The sequence below is a fragment of the Nonomuraea coxensis DSM 45129 genome (assembly GCF_019397265.1).
Taxonomy (GTDB): Bacteria; Actinomycetota; Actinomycetes; order Streptosporangiales; family Streptosporangiaceae; genus Nonomuraea; species Nonomuraea coxensis.
This window is the reverse complement of record NZ_CP068985.1, coordinates 3,292,227-3,316,298: the sequence shown is the minus strand read 5'-3', so window position 1 is coordinate 3,316,298 and position 24,072 is coordinate 3,292,227. Positions and strand designations below refer to the sequence as shown.

Here is a 24,072-nt window from a genome sequence, read left to right as displayed (position 1 = left end):
GATCCCTGGCGGGGCGTGCGTTCGGGCGGGAGCGATCAGGACGCCGTCTCGCGATCGTGCCGGCAGACCGAGCAGCTCGTCAGCCCGGCCGCCTCCGCCGCGGCGGCCGTCATCGTCTCGACGCCGCTCTCCCCCGCGCCCTTGATCAACGGGCAGTCGGTGTCGTGGTAGCGGCGCGTGCCGACGATGACCTTGACCTTGCCCGCACCCGACGTCCCCTCGGGCTCCTGCTTCCCCGCGACGGGGAACACGGTGGTCCGGGAAGATCCGGAATCCTCCCGCGCCCGCTCGGACCGCTCGGGCCGCGCCGACGCGGCCGTGATGCGCGGCTGCGGCGCCGTGGACGGCCCCGCATCGTCATCCTCGTCGTCGCCAGGCTGCCCGGCCCGTCCCGTCCGCTCGGGCTGACCCGCTCCCTGAGGCCGGCCGGCCTTGCTGCTCGGCTCTCCGGCGGGAGCGCCTGGCGGGCGCAGCGCGGGGTCGGTGCGTTCGGCCTCGTCCTCAGGCGGCGCCACGGTCTTGCCACCTGCGGAACCCCCGGACGTCGCACCGCCCGCACCCGAGGCGCCGGTCGGCTTTCCGGACTCGCCCGAGGCGGCGGCGGGCTTGCCGGGCGCACCGACGGACTCGCCCGAGGTGGCGCCGGGCTTACCCGGCGTGGCAGTGGACTTGCCCGCTGTGGCGGCGGACTCGCCTGAGGAGGTGCCGGTGGACTCGCCCGGCGTGGCAGCGGGCTTGCCGGAAGCAGTGGGCTTACCGGACGTGGCGGCGGGCTTGCCCGGCTTGCCCACGGCGGCGGTGACCTCGGACGCCGGCTCCGTGCCGGAGGCGGTGGGTTCCGCGGACGGGGCGCCAGGCTTCTCGCCCTTGCCGGTCGGCGCGGGCTGGGGCCGGCTCGCGTACGGCGGCGGCCGGAAGATGGAGGTCTGCGTCTCCCCCTGCTCGTCGTCCGGCCCTGTCCCGGAGGAGGAGCGGCCCTTGGCGGCGGCCTGACCCGCGGATGCGGCGGCCGGCCTGCCGAACCATCCGGCGGCGCCTTCCTCATGGGCGGCGACCGGCGCCGGCTCCTCGCCGGGCTTCGGCTCCTTGGACTCCGCTCCGGCGGGCTCCCGGCGATCAGCCGGTCCAGCGCCGGACTGCGGCGCCCCGCCGGGCCGCCCACCTGCTGCGGGCCTCGGGCCGGAAGCCGGCTGCGGGCCGGAGGCAGGCTGCGGGCCGGAGGCGGGCTGCGGGCCGGGGGTGGTGGCCTGGGGGCCGGGCCTGGGTGGTGCGGGGGGCGGGGTGTGGGGGGCCGTGGGCGGCTCCGCCCGGCTCTCCGCGGCGGACGCGGAGCCGGGGGCGGCTGCGGGCTCGGGATCGGCGGCAGGGGGGAGCTGCCGTCCGCCGAGCGCGTTGTCGGGCAGGCACGCCGTGCAGGGCGTGAAGCCCTCCTCGCGTGCCTCCTCGTGGGTGAGCTCCTCGTGCTCCCGTCCGGCGAGCTGCCGGCAGCCGGCCACGTGGTAGCGCTTGCGGCCGGGGATCACCAGCACGATCGCGTCCGGGGCGACACCGCCGGCCGGGGGGCGGCGCGGACCGGTGGCCGGAAGGGTCACCGTCCGCTGCGGCGGCTGCGGCTGCGGGCGGGTCTGGGGCGGGGGCTGGTGAGCCACAGGACCGGTCTGGTTGTACGGCAAGCCCGGAGGCGGCATGAGCCCCGCGGGAGGGGGGGTGGCCGGTGCAGCGGCCCGCCCACCACCGGGGAACAGCTCGTGTCGCCGCAGGAACGCCCCGATCACCAGGAACAGCGCGGACAGCACGCTGACCACGATGGACCACATGATCAGGAACGGCTTCGCCAGTACGAAGCCCGCGATCAGCAGCACGACCGCCGCGAGCACCAAACCAGCACTGATAAGGATCACAGAGGGCTCTTTCGAGTGACAGGTCCTAGTGACCCGTTACTTTACCGGCGGTCGTTGTGGGGACCGTCACCGCCGGGAAAAGCGCCCTGGGGAGCCTCTCCGCCGAAGGGGTTGGGGCCGCCGGGGAGCGGCGGCTGGCCGCCCTGCGGCACGGCGTGCATGGCCGGAGCCTGGCCGCCGGGACCGCCGGACATGACCGGGAACCCTCCGCTGCCCTCGGCCGAGACGTTGAGCTCGGCGAGCTGGTTCTCCAGGTAGAGCTTGAGCCTGCTGCGGTATTCGCGCTCGAAGCTGCGCAGCTCCTCGACCTTGCGCTCCAGCTCGTCGCGGGTCTGCACCAGCGAGCCCATGGCCTGGCGGTGGCGCTCCTGCGCGTCGCGCTCCAGGGTCTCGGCGCGGGCGCGGGCGTCGCCGATGACCTGCTCGGCCTGGCGGCGGGCCTTGGTGAGGATCTCGTCGGCCTCGCGGCGGGCGCGGGTGACGGTCTCGTCCGCCTCGCGGCGGGCGTCGGCGATCGCCTGGTCGGCGGTCTGCTGGGCGAGGGCGAGCACGCGGGCCGCGGTGTCCATGTTGTCCTCGGCGGGAGGCATGTTCATGGCCACGGGGACGGGCGGCTGCTGGACCGGCGGCGGCTCGGGGGCCCGCATGGGCTCCGGTTGCGGCGGCGCCATCATCTCGGGCTTGGGCTGCTCCTGGACCGGGGCGGAGGCCATGGGCATGCCCATGCCGCCCGGCACCTTCCCGCGCAGGCACTCGGCCAGCTTGGCGCGGAGCTCCTCGTTCTCTTGGATCAGGCGGTCGAGCTCAGCCTCCACCTCGTCGAGGAAGGCGTCGACCTCTTCCTCGTCGTAGCCCGGCCGCAGCCGGGTGGTACTGAACTGCTTGTTCCGCACATCAGCGGGCGTCAGCGGCATCTTTTTGGTCTCCTTGGCGCGCTTGGAGTCTGTCCGGAGGGACGGTAACCCGAATCACTTCAGCGCGGACACGAGTTGGAACATGACCTGCACGACACCGGCCCCGTCACCTCAGCAGCCCCGCGAGCTGGATCAGGATCAGGACCACGATGAAGAGGACGGTGAAGCTCAGGTCAAAGGCCACCGTACCCAACCGGAGCGGGGGAATGAAACGGCGGAGGAACTTCAGAGGTGGATCCGTCGCGGTGTACGTGGCCTCTGCCAGCACCAGCACGAGCCCGGTCGGCCGCCAGTGTCTGGCGAAGGCCTGCACGGTCTCGAAGATCATTCTGCCGATGAGCAGCACCAAGTAGAGAGACAGGACTACGACCAAGATCTGACCTACGATCGCCACGGCCCGGCCGAGCCTCCACTTCTGATGAGCCCTCCCCGTCTCGCCGAGACCGGGTGGTGGGGTGGGTTGGACATACAGAGACTCTAACTCTGATTGAAGAACCCGCGTTCCGCGATTCGAGCCTTGTCCTCGGCGGTCACCTCGACATTGGCAGGGGACAACAGGAACACCTTGTTGGTAACACGTTCAATGCTTCCGTGTAGGCCAAAGACCAGACCTGCCGCGAAATCGACCAGCCGTTTGGCGTCGCTGTCAACCATTTCGGTCAGGTTCATGATGACCGGGGTGCCGTCGCGGAAGTGCTCGCCGATGGTGCGCGCCTCGTTGTACGTGCGCGGGTGGAGCGTCGTGATGCGGGCCAGATCGGTCGTGCGGCGCTCCAGGATCGCCGTGGAGGGCCTGGGCGCGGGCACCGGGGCGTCGGGCTCGTCGTCGCGGTCCTGGACCGCCACGGGCCGCTCCTCGCCGGTCCGCTGCACCTCGTCCTCGTAGGCGTAGTCGTCCTGGTAGGTCTCGTACCTCTCGTAGCGGTCGTCCTCCACGAGACCGAGGTAGACCGCCATCTTGCGCATCGCGCCGGCCATCGCTACGTCGTCCTCCTGCTCATGGTCGCCCTCGCTCGGGGCCCGGTGTCGTGGCGCCGGGGCGGTATCGGTGACCCGCTCAGACCCTCCACCGGCTCGACCTCTACCTGATCATGGGCCTGAAGACCCACTTGAGGGGACATTACCTGACGAAGGGCTTGCGACGACCGAGCAACGCCGTACCGACGCGCACGTGTGTCGCCCCGTGGGCGATGGCCTCGGCGAGGTCGCCGCTCATCCCTGCGGAGACCATCGTGGCGCGCGGATGCTGCTCCTGCACCAGCGTGGCCACCTCGCGCAGCCGGGCGAACGCCTTGGCGGGCTCCTCCCCCAGCGGCGCCACGGCCATGACGCCGCCGAGCCACACGCCCTCGGCCAGCGCCACCTCGTCGGCGAGCTCCGGCACGTCGGCCGGGCGGGCGCCGCCCCTGGCCGGGTCGTCGTCGAGGGCGACCTGGATGAGGCAGCCGACGTTGCGTCCCTGGCGGACCGCCTCGCGGCTGATCGCCTCCACCAGCCGTACGCGGTCCACGGAGTGGATCACGTCGGCGTAGGCGACGACGGAGCGGGCCTTGTTGGTCTGGAGCTGGCCCACGAAGTGCCAGGTCAGCGGGAGCCCGGCCAGCTCGGCCGCCTTGGGGGCGGCCTCCTGGTCGCGGTTCTCGCCGACGTCGCGCACGCCCAGCTCGGCGAGGATCCTGACGTCCTCGGCCGGGCGGGTCTTGGTGACGGCGATCAGCGTGACCTCGCCGCGGTCGCGGCCCACCGCGCGGCAGGCCGCCGCGATGCGCTCGTCGACCTCTGCGAGGCCGGCCGCGATCTCGTCCCTTCTCACCTGAGTCTCCCTGCGTGTCTTCGTGCCCGGGTCGTCGCGCCCGGACCTGTCGCGCACATGACGGCGCCGCTCCCGTATCCCTGGGGAGCGGCGTGGGACGCCCGTGCTACTTGAGGAAGTCGGGGACGTCGAGCTCCTCTTCCTGCTCCTCGAAGATCACCCGGGGACGTTTGGCGGGCTCCTGCATGCGGGAGGTGATGGGCGTGGGCGGGTTGGCGGGCTCGGGCGTGGGCCTCGGGATGGAGACGGGCCCGGACGGCTCGTCGGCGGGCGGCTCGCCGGCCGGCTCCGCGACCGCCTGCACCGGCTCCACCGGGCGCACCGGCTCGGGACGCGGCTCCGGCCTGAACTCCTGCCGCGGCTCGGGACGCGCCTCGGGGCGGGGCTCGGGACGCAGGTCGGGGCGCGGCTCGGGGCGGGGCTCCGCGCGGAAGTCCGCGCGCGGCTCGGGACGGGGCTCGGGACGAACCTCGGCCCGCGGCTCGGGGCGCAGCGCCGGCGGCTCGGACTTGACGCTGGGCGACGACACGCTCGGCCGCACCGGCGAGGACACCGGGGGCGCGGGCGGCGGCGTGGCGGCGGCGGCGCGGCCCGCCGGCCGCGGCACCTCCTTGACCGCCGGGCCCGGCACGTCGTCGAAACCGGCCGCGATCACCGTGACGCGCACCTCGTCGCCGAGGGCGTCGTCGATGACCGTGCCGAAGATGATGTTGGCGTCGGGCGCCGCGGCCATCGACACGAGCTGGGCGGCCTCGTTGATCTCGAACAGGCCGAGGTCGGAGCCGCCCGCGATGGACAGCAGCACGCCGTGGGCGCCGTCGATGCTGGCCTCCAGCAGCGGGCTGGAGACCGCCATCTCGGCCGCCGCCACGGAGCGGTCGTCGCCGCGGGCGTGGCCGATGCCCATGAGGGCCGAGCCGGCGCCGGACATGACCGACTTGACGTCGGCGAAGTCGAGGTTGATCAGACCGGGGGTGGTGATGAGGTCGGTGATGCCCTGGACACCGGACAGCAGCACCTGGTCGGCCGCCTTGAAGGCGTCCAGCACGCTGACCTGCCGGTCGGAGATCGACAGGAGCCGGTCGTTGGGGATGACGATCAGTGTGTCGACCTCGTCGCGCAGCGTCTCGATGCCCGCCTCGGCCTGCATGGCCCTGCGGCGGCCCTCGAAGCTGAACGGCCGGGTGACGACGCCTATGGTGAGCGCGCCGAGCGACCTGGCGATGTTGGCCACCACGGGGGCGCCGCCGGTGCCGGTGCCGCCGCCCTCGCCCGCCGTGACGAAGACCATGTCGGCCCCCTTGAGGACCTCCTCGATCTCCTCACGGTGGTCCTCGGCCGCCTTGCGCCCGACGTCGGGGTTGGCTCCCGCGCCCAGTCCGCGCGTGAGCTCGCGGCCCACGTCGAGTTTCACGTCGGCGTCACTCATCAGCAGCGCCTGGGCGTCGGTGTTGATGGCGATGAACTCGACGCCCTTGAGTCCCTCCTCGATCATCCGGTTGACGGCGTTGACTCCGCCGCCGCCGATGCCGACGACCTTGATGACCGCGAGGTAGTTCTGCGGTGCTGCCACGACGAGGGGCCTTTCCGCTCGTTGACTTGCCATTTCGGTGCGGATTGTCTCCGCTTTTTGTCAGTTCGGGTAACTCTCAACCTCAGGTTGAGATTTAGATTTATGTCAACCTGAGGATTGATACGGACAGTAGGAGTTACGCTCCGGGCGGGTCAACTAACCGCGCCGCAAGCACGTCCGGCGTGTCGCGGGCTGTCCGGTTCGCTCCGAAGTCGTGCCTGGTCCGGGCACTCCTGTGGCCGATCCCGACTTTAGGCTCTCACGCCGCGACCCCTGCCTCGCACAGGCTGGGCTATGCCGTTGCCGCCCGGTTGCCAGACCCTGACACTCTTGATCACTTCAGGGTGACCACGTCGGGCGAGCTCACGTCGTAGACGTTCGCCTTCTCGCGCTTGAGGAGCGAGGCCAGGATGCGGCCCTTCTCCTTGGGGCGGTCGGGGCCGCCCCACACGACCGTACGGCCGTCGGACAGCTCCAGCGTGACGCCCTCGGCCGTGCCGGCCCGCACCTGCCGCACCTTGGGCGCGATCGCGTCGGGCACGGCCTGGATGACCTGGAGGGCGGCGACCGTCGCCGGGTCGGCGGCCGAGGGGTTGTCCACCCGGAGCACCGGCAGCAGGGGCGGCGCCTCCTGCCTGATCTCGATCACCACGCCGCGGCCGTCCACGATCGCGACCTTGTCGCCGGCGGGGACGGCCGCCACGGGCTCGCGCTCGACGACCTCGATCCGCAGCGTGCCCGGCCACACCCGGTCCACCTTGGCGCTGGCGAGCTGCCTGATGCCGAGGACCCGCGCCTGGACGCCCGCCAGGTCGACGGTGGCCAGCGGGTGCAGGTCGGCCACCGCCGCCTTCTGCTCGATGTGCTCCTTGGGAACTGTGATATTTCCCACGATCTCCACCGAACGCACGCCCAGCACGGGCGAGAAGAACACCAGCCACGCGGCCGTGCCCACCACCCCCGCGGTGAGCAGGACCAGGAACGCCGTCCGCGCCTTCATCGCCCTCCCAGACATATCGGCATCGAACCTACGCCCGCGCGACGCCTGGCCGTCCGCGCCACGCCCGGGGACGGTCAGGAGAGGCGGGCGACGATCTGCGGGCCGAGCTCGGTGACGTCGCCGGCGCCCATCGTCAGGACGATGTCGCCGGGCCGCGCCCGCTCGGCCACCAGCGCGGGCACCGCGGCCCGGTCCGGCGCGTACGAGACCCGCTCCGCCGGCAGCGGCACCCGCGAGGCCACCATCGCCCCGGACACGCCCGGCTCGGGGTCCTCACGGGCCCCGTAGACGTCGAGCACGATCGCCTCGTCGGCGAGCCCCAGGGCCGCGCCGAACTCGTCGGCGAAGAAGCGGGTGCGCGAGTAGAGGTGCGGCTGGAAGATCGCGATGACCCGCCCGTCGCCCGAGTAGGAGGCGACGACGTCGCGGGCGGCCCGCAGATCGGCGGCCAGCTCGGTCGGATGGTGGGCGTAGCTGTCGAAGACGGCGACGCCGCCCGCCTCCCCCTTGGCCTCGAAGCGCCGCTTGGCCCCCGTGAAGGCCCCCAGGCCCCCTCTGATCTCCTCGAAGGACAGCCCCAGCTCGTCGGCCACGGCGATCACCGCGGTGGCGTTGAGCGCGTTGTGCGCCCCGGGAACGGCCAGGCGTACGTCGCCGCGGCCCTCGATCTCGAAGACCGTGCCGAACCCGTCGGGCCGGACCCCGCGGACGCGGTAGTCGGCGCCCTCGGCGGCGCCGTAGGTGCGCACCCGCAGGCCGCGCGAGCGCGCCCGCCCGGCCAGCTCGGCAGAGCCCGGGTCGTCGGCGCAGATCACCAGCAGCGAGCCGACCCGGTCGGCGAAGCGGGCGAAGCTGTCGTGCACGGCCCGCGGGTCGCCGTAGTTGTCGAGGTGGTCGGCCTCCACGTTGGTGACCACGGCGATGTCGGGGGCCAGCATGAGGAACGAGCCGTCGCTCTCGTCGGCCTCGGCCACGAACACCGTGCCCGCGCCCTCGTCGGCGCCGAGCCCGGTGGTGACGAGCTGGCCGCCCACGCAGTAGGACGGATCGGCCCCGCACTTCTGCAGCGCCACCGTCAGCATCGAGGTCGTGGTGGTCTTGCCGTGGGTGCCGGCGATGGCCACGGCGGTGCGCCCGGCCATCACGGAGGCGAGGGCGGCCGCCCGCGGGATGATCCGCAGGCCCTGCTTCAGCGCCTCGCCCAGCTCGGGGTTGGAGTCGCGGATGGCGGTCGAGACGACGACCGTGTCGACGTCCTTGATGTGCGAGGCGGCGTGGCCGATGTGCACGGCCGCGCCGAGCTCGCGCAGCTCGGTGACCAGCTCCGAGCTGCGGGCGTCGCTGCCGGACACGCGCACGCCGCGCTTGAGCAGGATGCGCGCGATGCCGGACATGCCCGCGCCGCCGATGCCGATGAAGTGCACCCGCCCCAGATCTTCGACACGGACGGGATCGACCAGCTTCACGAGACTCATCGGGCTATCTCCAACACTTTCCTGGCAAGCATGATATCTGCGTCCTTGCGGCCCAGCCGGGAGGCGGCCTCCGACATCGCGGCGACGCGCTCGGGGTCGTGCAGCATCGGCAGCACGTTCTGGATGATCCACTCCGGTGACAGCTCGGAGTCGTCGGCCATGAGCCCGCCCCCGCCGCGCACGATGCGCTCGGCGTTGAGCGCCTGCTCGCCGTTGCCGTGCGGCAGCGGCACGTACGCGGCCGGCAGCCCCACCGCGGTCAGCTCGGCGCAGGTGAGCGCGCCGCTGCGGCACAGGGCCACGTCGGCGGCGGCGTAGGCGAGGTCCATGCGGTCGACGTAGGGCAGCAGGACGTATTGGGGGTCGCCGGGCGGCGGCTCCCGCTCGACGAGGTTCTTCGGCCCGATCACGTGCAGCACCTGCACCCCGGCCCGGCGCAGCGCGGGCGCGGCGGCGAGCGCGGCCTCGTTGATCGAGCGGGCCCCCTGCGAGCCGCCGAAGACCAGCAGCGTGGGCCGGTCGCTCTCCAGCCCGAACCACGAGCGCGCCTTGTCGCCCATGGACAGCCGGTCGAGCGTGACGATCTCGCGGCGCAGCGGCGTGCCGATGTACTCGGCCTTGGGCAGCGCGGCCTCGGGATGGCCGGTGAAGACGTGCTCGGTGAGCCGCGCCCCGAGCCGGTTGGCCAGCCCCGGACGCGGGTTGGCCTCGTGGACGACGATCGGCAGGCCGCGCCGCTTGGCGGCGAGGTAGGCGGGCGTGGCGACGTAGCCGCCGAAACCGACCAGCACGTCGGCCCGGACCCGTTCGAGGACGTTCGCGACCGCGTTGATCGCCCCGGCCAGCCGGCCGGGGACGGTCAGCAGGCTCGGGGTGATCGCGCGCGGCAGCGGGACCGCGGGCACCAGCTCCAGCTCGTAGCCCCTGGCGGGCACGAGCCGCGTCTCCAGGCCGCGCTCGGTGCCGACGCAGGTGACGCCGACGCCGGGATCGAGATGGCGCAGCGCGTCCGCAAGGGCTAGCGCGGGCTCGATGTGCCCGGCCGTCCCCCCACCGGCGAGGACCACCCTCATCAAGGTCACTCCCTAACGTGTCGCTCGGCCTCTGGTCATACCCCCAAGGCCAAGCCAGCTTAGGGCCCGCGCGCCGGGTCCGGGGCCACGAGCGGCCAGAGCCTCGCGCGCGCCCGGCTCGTGCTTGGCGAACGACAGCAGCATGCCGAGCGCGGCGAGCGTGGGCAGCAGCGACGAGCCGCCGTACGAGACCAGGGGAAGGGGGATGCCGGTGATGGGCAGGACGCCGAGGACGGCGCCCATGTTGACGGTGGCCTGCCCGACGATCCAGGCGACCATGGCGGCCGCGGCCAGCCGGATGAAGGGGTCGCTGACCCGTACGGCGACGCGCAGCCCGGCGTAGCCGAGCAGCCCGAACAGCGCGACGACCATGAGCGTGCCCATGAGCCCGAGCTCCTCGCCGACGATGGCGAAGATGAAGTCGCTCTCGCCGTGCGGCAGCCAGCTCCACTTCTGCCGGCTCTGGCCGAGCCCGACCCCGAACCAGCCGCCCGAGCCCATCGCGATCTGCCCCTGCACGGCCTGGTAGCCGTCGCCCTGCGCGTCGGCCCAGGGGTCGAGGAAGGCGCCGATGCGCCGCATCCGGTAGGGCTCCACCTTGATCATGATGACCGCGGCCAGCACGGCCAGCGACATGATGCCGCCGAACAGCTTGACCGGCGCGCCCACCACCCACAGCAGGGACAGGAAGATCATGAAGAGCACCAGCGTGGTGCCGAGGTCGCGGCCCAGCAGGACCAGCACGACCAGGATCGCGGTGCCCGGCATCAGCGGGATCAGCAGCTGCCGCCACTCGATGCGGCCCTGCCGCGCCCGCCGCGCCAGCAGGTCGGCGCCCCACAGCGCGAGCGCGAGCTTGGCCGGCTCCGACGGCTGGATGGTCAGCGAGCCGACGTAGATCCAGCGCTGCGCGCCCAGCTCCGTCGAGCCGATGAACAGCACCATCACCAGCGAGATGATCGACAGCGCCATCAGCGGGTAGCCGGCCCAGCGGAAGAACTTGACCGGCAGGCGCGAGCAGGCGTACATGACCGGCACGGCGATCAGGGCCGACAGCGACTGCTTGATGAACCACGAGAAGGGGCTGCCGGTCTTCTGCAGCGCCTCGATGCTGGAGGCCGACAGCACCATCATCAGGCCCAGCGCGAGCAGCAGCGCGCTGCACATGATGATCAGGTAGTAGGTGGTGAGCGGCTTGCCGAGCAGCTCGCGCAGCGCGGCGAGCTGCTCGCGCGCCCAGCCCTGCGGGCCCTCCGCCGGGGCGGGGTGCGCGCGCTTCTCGGCGGTCGCGCTCACACCGCTCCCTCGGCCCGCTCCTTCAGCCCGCGCACGGCCCGCGCGAACGACTCGCCCCGCGCCGGGTAGCCGGGGTACATGTCGAGTGAGGCCGCCGACGGGGAGAGCAGCACGGTGTCGCCCGGCGAGGCCAGGCGGGCGGCTGCGATGACGACTTTCTCCATCGCACCAGTGTCCCGATCCGCGATGTCCACCACGGGGACATTCGGGGCGTGTCGCGCGAGGGCTTCGGCGATCTCGGCGCGGTCGGCGCCGAGCAGCACGGCGCCGCGCAGCCGGGGGGCTGCCCGGCGGACGAGGTCGTCCACGTCGGCGCCCTTGAGCTGGCCGCCCGCCACCCACACGACCGACGGGTACGAGGCCAGCGCCGCGGCGGCGGCGTGCGGGTTGGTGGCCTTGGAGTCGTCCACGTAGTCGACGCCGCCGACCCGGTCGACCAGCGCCAGCCGGTGCGGGTCGGGCACGAAGTCCCGCAGGCCCCGCGCGACCGCCTCGCCGGGCACGCCGTACGCCCGCGCCAGGGCCGCCGCGGCCAGGGCGTTGGCCACGTTGTGGGGTGCGAGGGGGCGGATGTCGCCGAACGTGGCGAGTTCCTCGGCCGCCTCCACGGGGTCGGCCACGAACGCCCGGTCGACCAGCAGGTCCTCCACGACGCCGAGCTGCCCGCTCCGCGGCGCCCGCAGCGTGAAGCCGACGGCCCTCGGGTAGGGCTCGGCCAGCCGGGTCGCCTCGGGGTCGTCGGCGTTGTAGACGACGGTGCCCGCGCGCTCGTAGACGCGGCCCTTGGCGGCGGCGTACGCCTCCATGGAGCCGTGCCAGTCGAGGTGGTCGGGGGCGATGTTGAGTATCGCGGCGGCGCGCGGCGCCAGCGTGGCCGACCAGTGGAGCTGGAAGCTGGACAGCTCGACGGCCAGCACGTCGTACGGCTCCGCGACCGCCCGCACCACGGGCAGGCCCACGTTGCCGACGGCCAGGGCCTTGTGCCCGGCGGCCATGAGGATCGAGGTGAGCATGCGCACGGCGGTGGTCTTGCCGTTGGTGCCGGTGAGGGCGAGCCAGGGGGCGGCGTTCGCCGGGCGCAGCCGCCAGGCGAGCTCGACCTCCCCCACGACCTCGACGCCCGCATCCAGGGCGGCGGCGACGAGCGGGTGGTGCGGCGCCCAGCCGGTGGTGACGAGCCGGGTGGCGCCCTCGGGCAGGACCATCTCGCCGAAGCGGGTCTCGACGCCGAGCCCGGCCAGCTCGGCCGCGGCGGCGAGCTGGCGCTCCCCCTCGACCGCCTCCACGACGACGACGCGCTCGCCGCGCCCGGCGAGGGCCCGCGCCGCGGCGGTGCCGGAGACGCCGAGCCCGGCGACGCAGGTGACGGTCATGGCTTGGGCATCCATTCGACGTAGAACAGCCCGAGCCCGAGCGCGGCGCAGAGCATGGCGATGAGCCAGAAGCGGACCACGATCGTGGTCTCCGCCCAGCCCTTGAGCTCGAAGTGGTGCTGGAGCGGGGCCATGCGGAAGACCCGTTTGCCGGTCATCTTGAAGAACCCGACCTGGATGATCACGGACAGGGTGATGATCACGCACAGGCCGGCGAGGATGATGAGGAGGAGCTGGGTGCGGGTGGCGATGGCCAGGCCGGCCAGCACGCCGCCGAGGGCGAGCGAGCCGGTGTCGCCCATGAAGATGCGGGCGGGAGGGGCGTTCCACCACAGGAAGCCGATGAGCGCGCCGAGCACGGCCGCGGCGACCACGGCGAGGTCGAGAGGGTCGCGCACCCAGTAGCAGTTGGGGCCGAGCTGGTCGATGCAGTTGTTGCGGAGCTGCCAGTTGCCGATCAGCACGTACGCCGCCAGCACCACACCGGAGGCGCCGCTCGCGAGGCCGTCGAGTCCGTCGGTGAGGTTCACCGCGTTGGAGAACCCGACGATCATGATGAGCACCCAGATGGTGAACCCGACGATGCCGATCGAGGGGCCGATGTCGCGCAGGAACGACACCCGGGTCTCGGCGGGGGTGATGCCGTAGACGTTGGGCTGGCGGACGACGAGGACGGCGAAGACCGCGCCGACGACGAGCTGGCCGAGCGCCTTGGCGCCGCTGCGCAGGCCGAGGCTGCGCTGCTTGTAGATCTTGATGAAGTCGTCGAGGAACCCGACCGCGCCGAGCCCGGTCATCAGGAACAGCACCAGCGCGCCCGAGACGGTCGGCGGGGTGAGGGTGGCCAGGTGGGAGGCCCCGTAGGCGAACAGGGCGGCCAGGACGAACACCGTGCCGCCCATGGTGGGGGTGCCCCGCTTGCCGAGGTGGGCCTGCACGCCCTCCTCGCGGACCTGCTGGCCGATGCCGCGCCGCGAGAACAGCCTGATCGCCAGCGGGGTGCCCAGCATCGAGAGGATGAGGCCCACCGCGCCGGCGATGATGATGTTGGTCACTGGGGGGCACCTCCGAGGACCAGCTCGGCCGTCCGCTCCAGGCCCATGGCGCGCGGGCCCTTGATCAGCACCGCGTCGCCGGGCCGCAGCCACCCTCCGAGCTCAGCGGCGGCCGCGGCGGCGTCGGGGACGTGCACGATGCGCGGCCCGGTCTCCCCCGGCGGGCCGCCCGGCGGCGCCTGCGCGGCCCTCGCGGCCTCGTGGGCGCCCTCCAGGACGGGCTCGGCGTCGGGCCCGGCCACGACGAGGCCCGTCAGGCCCGCGCCGCCGGCCAGGACGCCCAGCTCGCGGTTGAGCGCGGGGGCCTGGTCGCCCAGCTCGCGCAGGGCCGCGATGACGGCGAAGCGCCGCCGCCCCTGGCCGAGCACGGCGAACGTCTCGAACGCGGCCCGCATCGAGTCGGGGTTGGCGTTGTAGGAGTCGTTGACGACGGTGACGCCGTCGGCCCGCTCGCTGACCTCCATCCGCCACCGGCTGCTCGGCGTGGCCCGCGACAGCTCCTCGGCGATGGTGGCGACGGGCAGCCCCAGCTCGTACGCCGCCGCCGCGGCGGCGAGGGCGTTGTCGACGGCGTGGCCGCCGTAGAGCTGGAGCGTGACGGGCGCGGCGCCGGACGGGACGCGCAGGGTGAAGGAGGCCCGCCCGCGCTCGTCCATGGTGACGTCCTCGGCGCGGATCGCGGCGTCCTCGCCCCGGCCGTAGAAGGTGACCCTGGCCTCGGTGCGCGCGGCCATCTCGCGGACGAGAGGATCGTCGGCGTTGAGCACCGCCACGCCCTCGCCGGACAGCGCCTCGACCAGCTCGCCCTTGGCCTTGGCGATGGCCTCCTTGCCGCCGAACACGCCGAGGTGGGCGGTGCCGACGTTGAGCACGACGCCGATGCGCGGCGGCGCGATGCGGGTCAGCTCCTTGATGTGGCCGATGTTGCGCGCGGCCAGCTCCAGCACCATGAACCGGGTGTCCTGGTCGGCGCGCAGCACGGTCAGCGGGTGACCGAGCTCGTTGTTGAAGCTGCCGACGGGGGCGACGGTCGGCCCCATCCTGGCCGTGAGCCTGGCCAGGAGGTCCTTGGTGGTGGTCTTGCCGGCCGAGCCGGTCACGCCGATCACGGTGGTGCGGGGCAGCGCCGCCACCTGCGCGGAGGCCAGCACGGCGAGGGCCGTCGCGGCGTCCTGGACGATCACCGCGGGCGCGTCGACGGGCCGGGTGGCCAGCACGGCGACGGCCCCGGACCGGACGGCCTGGGCGGCGAAGTCGTGGCCGTCCACGCGCGCGCCCGCGAACGCGACGAACAACGATCCCGGTTCGACGGCCCGCGAGTCGATCACGACGGGCCCGCGCACCACGGCGCGGGGATCGGCCTTGCCCGACAGGGTGCCGGAGGTGATCTCGGCGATCCTGGCCAGCGGCAACGGGATCATCAGTGCTTCCTGCTTTCCGTGCTTTCCTTGCGTACGTGGATCGCCTCGGCGACGGTCTCGCGGTCGTCGAAGGGGATCACTTCGCCTGAGACGTACTGGCCCTGCTCGTGACCCTTGCCCGCCACGACGATCACGTCGCCGCGCCCTGCCCTGGCGATCGCCAGGCCGATGGCGGCGGCGCGGTCGGGCTCAATGATCACATGAGCGCGGCCGTGCTGCGGAACGCGGAGCGCTCCTTCCATCATCGTCGAGAGGATGGCGAGCGGATCCTCCGTACGGGGATTGTCGCTGGTGAAAATGGCCACATCAGCCAGCTCGGCGGAGATCTCGCCCATCATGGGCCTTTTGCCCTTGTCGCGGTCGCCGCCGCAGCCGAGGACGATGACCAGCCGGCCCGCGGTGACCGTACGCAGCGAGCGCAGCACCGACTCCACCGCGCCCGGCTTGTGCGAGTAGTCGACGATCGCCTGGAAGTCGTCCTCGGCGGTCGTGACCCGCTGCATGCGCCCCGGCACGCCCGCCAGCGTGCCGACGCCGTGCACCGCCGTCTGCAGCGGCACCCCGGCCTCGACCAGGGTGACGACGGCGCCGAGCGCGTTGGCGACGTTGAACGGCCCCGGCAGGGCGATGCGCGCGTCGGCCTCCACGCCGCCGGGACCGGTCACCCGGAAGGCGCTGCCGTCGGCGCCGAGCCGGACGTCCAGCGCCCGCCAGTCGGCCTCGGGATCGCCCTCCGCCGAGAACGTCGTCATCGGCACCTTGGCCCGGTGCAGCAGCTCACGGCCGTAGCGGTCGTCGAGGTTGGTGACCCCCGCGCGGCTCAGCTCCGGCTGGAACAACCGTGTCTTCGCGGCGAAGTAGTCCTCGAAGTCCTTGTGGAAGTCGAGGTGGTCCTGGGAGAGGTTGGTGAACAGCGCCACGTCGTAGTAGACGCCGTCGACCCGGCCGAGGGCGAGCGCGTGGCTGGAGACCTCCATCGCGGCCGCGGTCACGGACCGCTCGCGCATGAGGGCGAACAGCCCGTGCAGCGCCGTGGCCTCCGGCGTGGTCAGCGTCGGCTGGAAGCGCAGCTCGCCCGCGCGGATCTCGACGCCGCCCACCAGGCCCGTCGTGTGCCCGGCCGCCCGCAGGCCCGCCTCCAGCATGAACGTGGTGGTGGACTTGCCGCTCGTGCCGGTCACGCCGAGGACCTGGATGTCGTGGGCCGGCTGGCCGTAGACCCAGGAGGAGATCTGCCCGAGCAGCGCGCGCGGGTCCGGCACGATCAGCACCGGCAGCCCGGTGGCCGCGGCGGCCTCCCGCCCCGCCGGGTCGGTCAGGATCGCCACCGCGCCGCCGGCCATCGCCTGCGCGGCGAACGTGGCGCCATGCACCTGGCTGCCGGGCAACGCGACGTAGAGATCACCCCGCCGGACGTCGCGGGAGTCGATGGTGACGCCGGTCAGGGCGGCGTGGGGCGACCTCGACGTGCCGGAGCCGGCGTCGAGCATGGTCGCGAGCCCGGTCAGCGGGCGGGGCGGATTGGTCGTGGGACGCATAGACGACGGGGGACGCACGGCGAGAGCGTACCTTCCCTGGTCACTCCCCGGTGCGCGTACGCACCGGAGCCACGGTGGAGCCTGTGGGAGGAATCTTCTTGCTCTTGATGGCGAACGTCATCACATCCTTGAACACGGGGGCCGCGAGCTGCCCGCCGAAGTGCCCGTTCTTCGGGTTCTGCAGCACCGACAGCACCACCAGGCGCGGGGCGTCGGCCGGCGCGAACCCGACGAAGGACGCAGTGTAGCCGTCGTAGCGGCCGAGGGCGGCGTCGTAGCGGTTGGCGGTGCCCGTCTTGCCCGCCACCCGGTAGCCGGGGATGGCGGCCAGATGGCCGGTGCCCTCCTCGCCCACGGCGCTCTCCAGCATGGTCGTGATCTCCTTGGCGGTGGTCTCGCTCACCACCCTGGTCTGCTTGCCGGGCGCGGCCGGCACGTGACGGCCCGAGGCGTCGGTGGTGCCCGCCACGATCTGCGGCTCGATCTTGACGCCGCCGTTGGCGATGGTCTGGTAGACGCTGGCCATCTGCAGCGCGGTCACCGACACGCCCTGGCCGTAGGCGACGGTGCAGCTCTGGCTGCCGGACCACTTGCGGTAGTCGGGCAGCAGGCCCGCCTCGGCGCCCGGCACCCCGCCGCCCGGCGTGCTGCCGAAGCCGAACGCCTTCAGCATCGCGTACAGGCGGGCGCTGCCGACCTTGCGCGCGGCCATGACCGTGGCCACGTTGCTGGACTCGGCCATCGCCTGCCGGAACGTCATCGACTCGGCCGCGTGCGCGTGCGCGTCACGCAGCACCCGGTCGTAGCACTTGATCCGGTCGGGCACCCTGAACACCGTGTCCGGGGTGACCATCCTGGCCTCCAGCGCGGCGGCGGCCGTGATGACCTTGTTGGTGCTGCCCGGCTCGAAGACGTCGGCGGCGGCCTTGTTGATCTGGCTGGAGGCCGGGGCCGAACGCCAGTTGCCGAGGTCGAGCTCGGGGGCGTTGGCCATGGCGACGATCTGCGCGGTGCGCACGTCCATGACGATGACCGTGCCGCTGTCGGCGCCCGACTCCTCGACCTGGTCGGCGATCGACTTCTGGGCGGCCCACTGGACGTCGCGGTCGATGGTCAGCCTGACGTCCTGGCCGTTGACCGGGGCGGTGCGCTGGCTGCTGGTCATCGGGATGCGCTGGCCGTCGCGCCCGGTCTCCACGCGCTGCCGGCCGTCGCGGCCGGCGAGCAGCTTGTTGCTGGTGCGCTCGATCCCGATCAGGCCCTTGCCCTCGTCGCCGACGAAGCCGATGAGGCTGCCCGCGAGGTCGCCCGCCGGGTAGACGCGGCGGTAGGTCTTCTTCGCGCTGAGCGCCGGGATGGACGCCCGCAGCAGGCGGCTCGCCACGACCGGGTCGACGTCGGACGCCAGGCGCTGGTAGCGGGTGTCGACCCGGGCCAGCTTGGCGGCCATGTCCTGCTCGCTCTTGCCGAGCTGCTGGGCGAGGACCTTGGCGACCTTCGCGCGCACCCCGACATCCGTGATCTTGGACGGGTCGATGGACAGCTCGCGGGCCTCGACCGTCACCGCCAGGTCGTGGCCGTTGACGTCGGTGATCGAGCCGCGCTTGGCGGGGATCGTCTCGACGTGCCGGCGCTGGTCGACGGCGGCGGCCTCGTACACCTTGGAGTCGAGGCCCTGCATCTGGATCAGGCGGCCGGCGAAGATGGACAGCACGAACGTCATGCCGATCAGGCCGATGTTGATGCGCCGGCGCGGGCTGCCGAGCCGCAGCACCAACGGCGGCTTCGGCGGGCGCGGCGGGGCCGGCGGGCGGCGGCCCGGGCCCCTCGGCGGCGGCACGTCCCCGCCGCGCGGGCCCCTCGGGCCGTCGGCGGGACGGCGGGGCGGGACGCGGTCACGTTCGCCCGGCCGGGGACGGCGCGGCGCGCCGTCGTCGTCCTGACGCCCGCGCGCCCGCGCGTCGTCGTCGCGGCCGCCACGGTCCTGAGCGTCGTCCTGGCGTCCCCGGGTCCGCGCCTCGCCCGCGCGCCCCTCCCGGAACGTCCGCCGGTCGTCGCGGTCCTGGACCCGTCCCCGCATGCGGTCGTGGTCCCGGTCGGCGGGGACGCGCCGCGACCGCCCGTGGTCGTCGCGGCCGGCGTCGTCGCGGCTGCCGGGGGTGCGGGTGCGTGGGCCGGGGTCGCGGCTCTGGGCGGCGGCGCGGCCTCGGGGGCGGTCGTCCTCACGGGGCGGCCGCCGGCGAGCGCCCGGCTCGTCGTCGCCACGGCCGCGCGTGCCACCGGTGCGGCCGGTGTCCGGGCGGGGGCGGCCCCGCGGGGAGCGGCGGTCGCCGGGGGTGGGCGGGGCGTCGTCGGAGGGCGGGAGGTCGTCGTCGTCGCGGGGCGGGCGGGCGCGGGGGTCGTCGTCGGGCCCGAACGGCAGGTCCAGCGGGTCGGGCCGTTTGCGCGGCTGCCGGGGCGGGTTGTCCGGCGACGCCGGGCGGCCCGTCCCCTCCGAACGGGCGGAGCCGCCCTGACGCCCCGCCCGTCCCGGTCCGCCCGGCGTACGACGAGCGGCGCCGGGCCCTCCTTGAGAGCCGGCGCCGCCAGCGCCGCGGCCGGGTCCCTGCCCCCTGCCGCCTGATTCCCTCACCGTTCCGTGTCCGCCTGGTGTGCCTGGTCGCCGTTCCAGCCGTTGACGCCGTCCCAGTCGGGGTGCTGCCCCTGCTGCTCGGCGAGCTCGGCGATGACGCCGGGCTGGGTCTTGCGCTGGTAGTCCTGCTCGATCTTCTCGTTCTCCTGCCGCGCGACCGCGATCTGCTCGCGCAGCTTGGCGTCGGTGATGGCGTCCTGCGCGAGCATGGTGTTGAGCAGCAGCAGGCTGACCAGGCCGCCGGACATCAGCCCGACGACGAGCAGCACGAACGGCGTGCGCTGGCGTCGCGCGGGCCGCCGCGCCCCCGCGGGCCTGGCCTGGCCGCGCGCGGACCTGCCCGCCGCCTGGGGCCGCGCCTCGGTACGGGTGCCCGGACGCGCGTCGGTGCGGCTGCCGGGCCGTGCGTCGGGACGGGTGCCGGGGCGCGCCTCGGTGCGGGTGCCCGCCTTCGGCTGCTGCGGCTCGGGCGGATGCGGCTTGGACCGGTGCGGGGCCGGCGAGCGGCGCACGCCGGTCCGGGGAACCGTCTTGGCTCCCGTCTTGGACCCCACCTTGGACGCTGCCGCGGGCGCCGCGCGGCGCACGGCCGTGACCGGGCCGGTCTCCTGCTCAGTCGTCAACACGGATCCTCTCTGCCGCCCGTAGCCGGGCCGAGGTCGCCCGCGGGTTGCGGGCGACTTCTTCTTCGCTCGGGAGCTCCGCTCCCCTCGTCAGCAGGCGGAACCTGGGCTGGTGAGCCTCCAGGGGGACGGGCAGCCCGGGGGGGCTGGTGTCCCTGGTTCGCGCCGTGAGGGCCTGCTTGGTGAGCCGGTCCTCGAGTGAGTGGTACGAGAGCACGACGACTCGACCACCCAGGGCGAGCGCGTCGAGCGCCGCGGGCAGCGCCGCCTCCAGGGCGGACAGCTCCGCGTTCACCTCGATGCGCAGCGCCTGAAAAGTCCTCTTGGCGGGGTTTCCCCCGGTGCGCCGGGTAGCGGCGGGGATCGCGTCACGCACGATGTCCGCAAGCCGCTTAGTCGAGGTTATTGCCTCTTTGGCCCGTTCTTTGATGATCAGGCTCGCGACACGCGGGGCGAATCTCTCCTCGCCGTAGACGCGCAGGACGCGGGTCAGCTCCGCGGCCGAGTAGGTGTTGACCACCGTCTCGGCCGTCAGCTCCTGCTCGGTGTCCATGCGCATGTCGAGCGGCGCGTCGTAGGAGTAGGCGAACCCCCGCCCGGCCTCGTCGAGCTGCGGCGAGGACACGCCGAGGTCGAACAGCACCCCGTTGACGACGGGGCGCCCGGTCCGCGCGAGCACCTCCCGCAGGTCGCCGGAGGAGGCGTGGACCAGGGTGATCCGCTCCGCGTACGGGCTGAGCCTGCGGGTGGAGTGCTCGATCGCGAAAGGGTCGCGGTCGATGCCGATCAGGTGAAGCGACGGGTGGGCCGCGAGCAAAGCCTCGGAATGGCCGCCCAGGCCGAGGTTGGCGTCGACCACGACGGGCTCGGGGCCGGTGAGCGCGGGGCCCAGCAGTTCCAGTACGCGGCCGAGCATCACCGGAACGTGACCGCCCGTGCCGACGTCGTCCTGCATCTCCAACCCCCCTTTCGCGTCCTTACTCGCGGATGACGCGTGTCGATCGATCCGATTCTCTGGGTCCCCACCCGGCGCCGCCCGGCCAGGTCCCCATCCGCACCCTCTTCGTGGACGCCCGTCCACTGACACCGGGGAAGGTGCATCAGTTGACCGGCAGTGGTTGCGGGTGGAGACCTCGCCGAACGACAGCTCCGACGGATCGACCGTGGCTACATCACAAGATCCCTGGCAGCACCTCCTCCGACAGATCGGCGAACGCCTGCTCCTGTTCGCTGAGATAGGTCTCCCAAGCCTGGGAGTCCCAGATCTCCAGCCGGGTGTTGGCTCCGATGACGACGCAGTCACGCTCCAGGCCCGCGTAGTGGCGCAGGCTCTGCGGGATCGTGATGCGTCCTTGTTTGTCCGGCGTCTCGTCGGACGCGCTGGCGAAGAAGACGCGGCTGTAGTCACGCACCGCCTTGGCGGTGACCGGGGCGGTCCGGAGAGCCTCGGTAATGCGCTGGAACTCCTCCACGGGAAAGACGTAGAGGCATCGCTCCTGGCCTTTGGTGATCACAAGACCCTCCGCCAGCTCCTCACGGTACTTAGCCGGCAGGAACAGCCGTCCCTTGTCGTCGAGGCGCGGGTGATGGGTGCCGAGGAACATCGGCGCCACCTCCCGTGCCTAGTGAAGCGCTCAGCGCTGGTGCACCGGGCCCTCCACTGCGCACCACCATACTCCACTTCTCCCCACCGTCAACTGATTCGAACCGTCTTCATCATCGGTTTCCCTTGCGTTACCGCAGGTCAGAGGGGTGGGGCGGAGCGGTGGGGGGTGCGGGCGCGGTCAACTCTCATGGGCGTGTCGAGACTTCGGCGGAGCCGGGGAACGCGGGCCAGGGCGGCTCGGGAACGGCGCGGGAAGGGCCGCGTGGAGGAAAGTGGGGCGGCGCGCGGGTCAGTGTGTCACAGGACGCGGACCCCGGCGCCACCAAATCGGGAACATCGCCCAGGTTCCCTTGAATATCCACAAATGTCGCTCGACAACCCACAGCGTCGTAGGGTCGTACACACAATGGAAAAGGAATGGCATGGCTCCCGCAACGGCAACGCCGGGACGGCCGTCGCACTTCTCATGGAGGCCTGGTGGCAGTAACCCATGACGTCCCTCCCCAGCTCGACGAGCTGGTCAGCGTGGCCCACCGGATCCGCGAGGCGATCGAGTCGGTGATCGAGGGCAAGGGCGACGCCGTCCGCCTCACCCTCACCGTCCTGCTCGCCGAGGGCCACCTGCTCATCGAGGACGTCCCCGGCGTCGGCAAGACCATGCTGGCCAAGGCGCTGGCGCGTTCCATCGACTGCCCTGTACGCCGCGTGCAGTTCACGCCCGACCTGCTCCCCAGCGACATCACCGGGGTGAGCGCCTACAACCAGCAGACCCGGGAGTTCGAGTTCAAGCCGGGCCCGGTCTTCGCCAACATCGTGGTGGGCGACGAGATCAACCGCGCCTCCCCCAAGACGCAGTCGGCGCTCCTCGAATGCATGGAGGAGCACCAGGTGACGGTGGACGGCGTGACGTACCGGCTCGACGCGCCGTTCATGGTGATCGCCACCCAGAACCCCATCGAGATGGAGGGCACCTATCCCCTCCCCGAGGCGCAGCGCGACCGCTTCACCGCCCGCGTCGCCATGGGCTACCCCGAGCCCACGGCCGAGCTGGAGATGCTCGACGTGCACGGCGGCGCCTCGCCGCTGGACAAGCTGGAGCCGGTGGCGACCACGTCGGAGGTGCGGGCGCTCATCGAGGCCGTGCGCGGCGTGTACGTCTCCCAGCCGGTCAAGAAGTACGCCATCGACCTGGTCGTCGCCACCCGCCACTCCCCCGACCTGCGGCTGGGCGCCTCGCCCCGGTCCACGCTGCAGCTCGTGCGCGCGGCGCGGGCGCACGCCGCCCTGGCCGGCCGCGACTACGTCATCCCCGACGACCTTCAGGACCTCGCGATCCCCGTACTGGCGCACCGGCTGCTGCCGAGCGTCGAGGCCCAGGGCCAGCGCCGGCTGCCCGAACAGGTGGTGGCCGACCTGATCAGGCGCGTACCGGTGCCGGAGACGCGGGGCCGCTGATGGGCCGGCGGCGCGCGCACGCCTCCGGGCCGCACGGCGCGGGCGGCACGTCATGAGGGCCGGGCTCCGGGCGCTGACCAGCAGGGGCCGCTCGTTCCTCGCCTCGGGGATCGCGGCCCTGCTGATGGCGTTCTTCCTCGGCGAGAACGACCTGTTCAGGATCGGGGTGCTCATCACGGCGCTGCCGCTGCTGGCCGCCATGGTGGTGGCGCGGACCCGCTACCGGCTGAGCTGCGCCCGGCGGCTGGACCCGCCGCGGGCCGAGGTGGGCGGCGAGGCCACCGTGACCCTGCGGCTGGAGAACGTCACCCGGCTGCCCACCGGGCTGCTGCTCATCGAGGACACGGTCCCGTACGCGCTGGGCGTGCGGCCCCGGTTCGTGCTGGACCGGGTCGAGCCGCGCGGCGTGCGGGAGATCGACTACCGGGTGCGCTCCGACCTGCGGGGCCGCTACACGATCGGGCCTCTGTCCATCCGCATCGCGGACCCGTTCGGGCTGGTGGAGCTGACCCGTTCGTTCACCATCAGCGACACGCTCGTGGTGACCCCGCACGTGGCGGCGCTGCCGCACGTACGGCTGTCGGGCGAGTGGTCGGGCGGCGGCGAGAGCCGCACGCGGAGCGTGGCGGCGGCCGGCGACGACGACGTGGCGCCGCGCGAGTACCGGCAGGGCGACGACCTGCGCCGGGTGCACTGGCGCTCGACCGCCCGGCGCGGCGAGCTGATGGTGCGGCGGGAGGAGCAGCAGTGGCAGAGCCGCGGCGCGCTCCTGCTCGACACCCGCCGGCACGCGCACCGCGGCGAGGGGCCGCGCTCGTCGTTCGAGGTGGCGGTCTCGGCCGCGGCCTCCATCGGCGTGCACCTCGCCCACGAGGGGCTGGGCCTGCGGCTGGTCACCGACCAGGGGGCCGAGCACCTGACCGACAGCGGGCTCAGCTACTCGCTGCTCGACACCCTCGCCGTGATCCGGCAGAGCCCGGCCCGCTCCCTGGAGATGGGCGTCTCGGCGCTGCGCCAGGGCGGCGGCGACGGGCTGATCGTGGCCGTGCTCGGCGCGCTGGAGCCGGAGGAGGCGAGGGAGCTGGCCCGGCTGCGGCACAGCAGCATCACCGGCGTCGCCGTGCTGCTCGGCGTCGACACCTGGGACGGCGGCGGGCCCGGCTCGGCCGACGACCATCAGGCCGTGCGGGCGGTGCTCGCCGGGTACGGCTGGCGCATCGTCGACCTGCCCGCGGGCGCGTCGATCGCGTCGGTCTGGCAGCACGCCGCCAACCGCGGCCGGTACGTGCTCAACCCGGCGGGAGGCCCGGCGTGAGGGGGAGGA

The 24,072-nt window shown here is 73.1% G+C and carries 20 protein-coding genes; 2 read left to right on the top strand and 18 right to left on the bottom strand.

Annotated elements, in window-relative coordinates:
- Nucleotides 1-35 precede the first annotated feature (35 nt).
- The 18 genes from Nocox_RS15455 to mraZ all read right to left on the bottom strand — a co-directional run bounded on the left by Nocox_RS15455 (nt 36) and on the right by mraZ (nt 21,291).
- Nucleotides 36-1,901: a hypothetical protein gene (locus tag Nocox_RS15455; protein ID WP_157383289.1), complete on the bottom strand. Its 1,866-nt coding sequence runs from the start codon at nt 1,899-1,901 to the stop codon at nt 36-38.
- 41 nt (nt 1,902-1,942) lie between these two features.
- On the bottom strand, nt 1,943-2,815 hold the full coding sequence (locus Nocox_RS15450; protein WP_026214842.1) for a DivIVA domain-containing protein: 873 nt from the start codon (nt 2,813-2,815) through the stop codon (nt 1,943-1,945).
- A gap of 106 nt (nt 2,816-2,921) precedes the next feature.
- A complete protein-coding gene (locus tag Nocox_RS15445) occupies nt 2,922-3,209 on the bottom strand; it encodes a YggT family protein (protein WP_020545512.1) in 288 nt (95 codons plus the stop codon).
- Between the two features lie 83 nt (nt 3,210-3,292).
- The gene (locus tag Nocox_RS15440; protein ID WP_020545511.1) at nt 3,293-3,793 is read right to left on the bottom strand and encodes a cell division protein SepF; all 501 of its coding nucleotides are present in this window, start codon (nt 3,791-3,793) and stop codon (nt 3,293-3,295) included.
- Between the two features lie 142 nt (nt 3,794-3,935).
- Entirely contained in the window at nt 3,936-4,628 is a 693-nt protein-coding gene (locus tag Nocox_RS15435; protein ID WP_020545510.1) for a YggS family pyridoxal phosphate-dependent enzyme, read from the bottom strand.
- A 106-nt stretch (nt 4,629-4,734) separates the two neighbouring features.
- Nucleotides 4,735-6,201 carry a cell division protein FtsZ gene (ftsZ, locus tag Nocox_RS15430; protein ID WP_020545509.1) on the bottom strand — a complete coding sequence of 489 codons (1,467 nt, stop codon included), beginning with the start codon at nt 6,199-6,201 and terminating at the stop codon, nt 4,735-4,737.
- A 334-nt stretch (nt 6,202-6,535) separates the two neighbouring features.
- Nucleotides 6,536-7,201, bottom strand: a complete 666-nt coding sequence (locus tag Nocox_RS15425) for a cell division protein FtsQ/DivIB (RefSeq protein WP_020545508.1) — start codon at nt 7,199-7,201, stop codon at nt 6,536-6,538.
- Between the two features lie 74 nt (nt 7,202-7,275).
- Entirely contained in the window at nt 7,276-8,676 is a 1,401-nt protein-coding gene (gene murC / locus Nocox_RS15420) for a UDP-N-acetylmuramate--L-alanine ligase (protein WP_026214841.1), read from the bottom strand.
- Nucleotides 8,673-9,749, bottom strand: coding sequence for an undecaprenyldiphospho-muramoylpentapeptide beta-N-acetylglucosaminyltransferase (gene murG / locus Nocox_RS15415; RefSeq protein WP_020545506.1), 1,077 nt, complete (start codon nt 9,747-9,749; stop codon nt 8,673-8,675). The genes murC and murG overlap by 4 nt, the downstream gene beginning before the upstream one ends.
- Before the next feature lie 12 nt (nt 9,750-9,761).
- Nucleotides 9,762-11,045 (bottom strand): putative lipid II flippase FtsW, encoded by a 1,284-nt coding sequence (ftsW, locus tag Nocox_RS15410; RefSeq protein WP_020545505.1) that lies wholly within the window; start codon nt 11,043-11,045, stop codon nt 9,762-9,764.
- Nucleotides 11,042-12,418: a UDP-N-acetylmuramoyl-L-alanine--D-glutamate ligase gene (gene murD / locus Nocox_RS15405; protein WP_020545504.1), complete on the bottom strand. Its 1,377-nt coding sequence runs from the start codon at nt 12,416-12,418 to the stop codon at nt 11,042-11,044. The genes ftsW and murD overlap by 4 nt, the downstream gene beginning before the upstream one ends.
- Nucleotides 12,415-13,473, bottom strand: coding sequence for a phospho-N-acetylmuramoyl-pentapeptide-transferase (gene mraY, locus Nocox_RS15400; protein WP_020545503.1), 1,059 nt, complete (start codon nt 13,471-13,473; stop codon nt 12,415-12,417). The genes murD and mraY overlap by 4 nt, the downstream gene beginning before the upstream one ends.
- Complete coding sequence (locus tag Nocox_RS15395; RefSeq protein WP_020545502.1) at nt 13,470-14,894, bottom strand: UDP-N-acetylmuramoyl-tripeptide--D-alanyl-D-alanine ligase; 1,425 nt, start codon at nt 14,892-14,894, stop codon at nt 13,470-13,472. Before Nocox_RS15395 ends, mraY begins: the two co-directional genes overlap by 4 nt.
- On the bottom strand, nt 14,894-16,432 hold the full coding sequence (locus Nocox_RS15390) for a UDP-N-acetylmuramoyl-L-alanyl-D-glutamate--2,6-diaminopimelate ligase (protein ID WP_020545501.1): 1,539 nt from the start codon (nt 16,430-16,432) through the stop codon (nt 14,894-14,896). Before Nocox_RS15390 ends, Nocox_RS15395 begins: the two co-directional genes overlap by 1 nt.
- A gap of 40 nt (nt 16,433-16,472) precedes the next feature.
- Nucleotides 16,473-18,206 (bottom strand): peptidoglycan D,D-transpeptidase FtsI family protein, encoded by a 1,734-nt coding sequence (locus Nocox_RS43045; protein WP_485020631.1) that lies wholly within the window; start codon nt 18,204-18,206, stop codon nt 16,473-16,475.
- A gap of 854 nt (nt 18,207-19,060) precedes the next feature.
- Nucleotides 19,061-19,687, bottom strand: coding sequence for a hypothetical protein (locus Nocox_RS15380; protein ID WP_020545499.1), 627 nt, complete (start codon nt 19,685-19,687; stop codon nt 19,061-19,063).
- A complete protein-coding gene (gene rsmH / locus Nocox_RS15375) occupies nt 19,677-20,642 on the bottom strand; it encodes a 16S rRNA (cytosine(1402)-N(4))-methyltransferase RsmH (RefSeq protein WP_033410358.1) in 966 nt (321 codons plus the stop codon). The genes Nocox_RS15380 and rsmH overlap by 11 nt, the downstream gene beginning before the upstream one ends.
- A 217-nt stretch (nt 20,643-20,859) precedes the next feature.
- Nucleotides 20,860-21,291, bottom strand: a complete 432-nt coding sequence (gene mraZ, locus Nocox_RS15370) for a division/cell wall cluster transcriptional repressor MraZ (RefSeq protein ID WP_020545497.1) — start codon at nt 21,289-21,291, stop codon at nt 20,860-20,862.
- A 419-nt stretch (nt 21,292-21,710) separates the two neighbouring features.
- On the opposite strand from mraZ, the gene Nocox_RS15365 reads away from it, so the two are divergent.
- Both Nocox_RS15365 and Nocox_RS15360 read left to right on the top strand, forming a co-directional pair.
- Nucleotides 21,711-22,748 carry an AAA family ATPase gene (locus Nocox_RS15365; RefSeq protein WP_084685813.1) on the top strand — a complete coding sequence of 346 codons (1,038 nt, stop codon included), beginning with the start codon at nt 21,711-21,713 and terminating at the stop codon, nt 22,746-22,748.
- A 52-nt stretch (nt 22,749-22,800) separates the two neighbouring features.
- The gene (locus Nocox_RS15360; RefSeq protein ID WP_020545495.1) at nt 22,801-24,063 is read left to right on the top strand and encodes a DUF58 domain-containing protein; all 1,263 of its coding nucleotides are present in this window, start codon (nt 22,801-22,803) and stop codon (nt 24,061-24,063) included.
- Nucleotides 24,064-24,072: the final 9 nt, after the last annotated feature.

Coding starts and splice junctions, on each gene's coding strand:
- Nocox_RS15450 (WP_026214842.1), bottom strand. CDS start 2,815: ATGCCGCTGACGCCCGCTGATGTGCGGAACAAGCAGTTCAGTACCACC.
- Nocox_RS15440 (WP_020545511.1), bottom strand. CDS start 3,793: ATGGCCGGCGCGATGCGCAAGATGGCGGTCTACCTCGGTCTCGTGGAG.
- Nocox_RS15425 (WP_020545508.1), bottom strand. CDS start 7,201: ATGAAGGCGCGGACGGCGTTCCTGGTCCTGCTCACCGCGGGGGTGGTG.
- murC (WP_026214841.1), bottom strand. CDS start 8,676: ATGAGTCTCGTGAAGCTGGTCGATCCCGTCCGTGTCGAAGATCTGGGG.
- murG (WP_020545506.1), bottom strand. CDS start 9,749: ATGAGGGTGGTCCTCGCCGGTGGGGGGACGGCCGGGCACATCGAGCCC.
- murD (WP_020545504.1), bottom strand. CDS start 12,418: ATGACCGTCACCTGCGTCGCCGGGCTCGGCGTCTCCGGCACCGCCGCG.
- Nocox_RS15395 (WP_020545502.1), bottom strand. CDS start 14,894: ATGATCCCGTTGCCGCTGGCCAGGATCGCCGAGATCACCTCCGGCACC.
- Nocox_RS15390 (WP_020545501.1), bottom strand. CDS start 16,432: ATGCGTCCCACGACCAATCCGCCCCGCCCGCTGACCGGGCTCGCGACC.
- rsmH (WP_033410358.1), bottom strand. CDS start 20,642: ATGCAGGACGACGTCGGCACGGGCGGTCACGTTCCGGTGATGCTCGGC.
- mraZ (WP_020545497.1), bottom strand. CDS start 21,291: ATGTTCCTCGGCACCCATCACCCGCGCCTCGACGACAAGGGACGGCTG.
- Nocox_RS15365 (WP_084685813.1), top strand. CDS start 21,711: ATGGCATGGCTCCCGCAACGGCAACGCCGGGACGGCCGTCGCACTTCT.
- Nocox_RS15360 (WP_020545495.1), top strand. CDS start 22,801: ATGAGGGCCGGGCTCCGGGCGCTGACCAGCAGGGGCCGCTCGTTCCTC.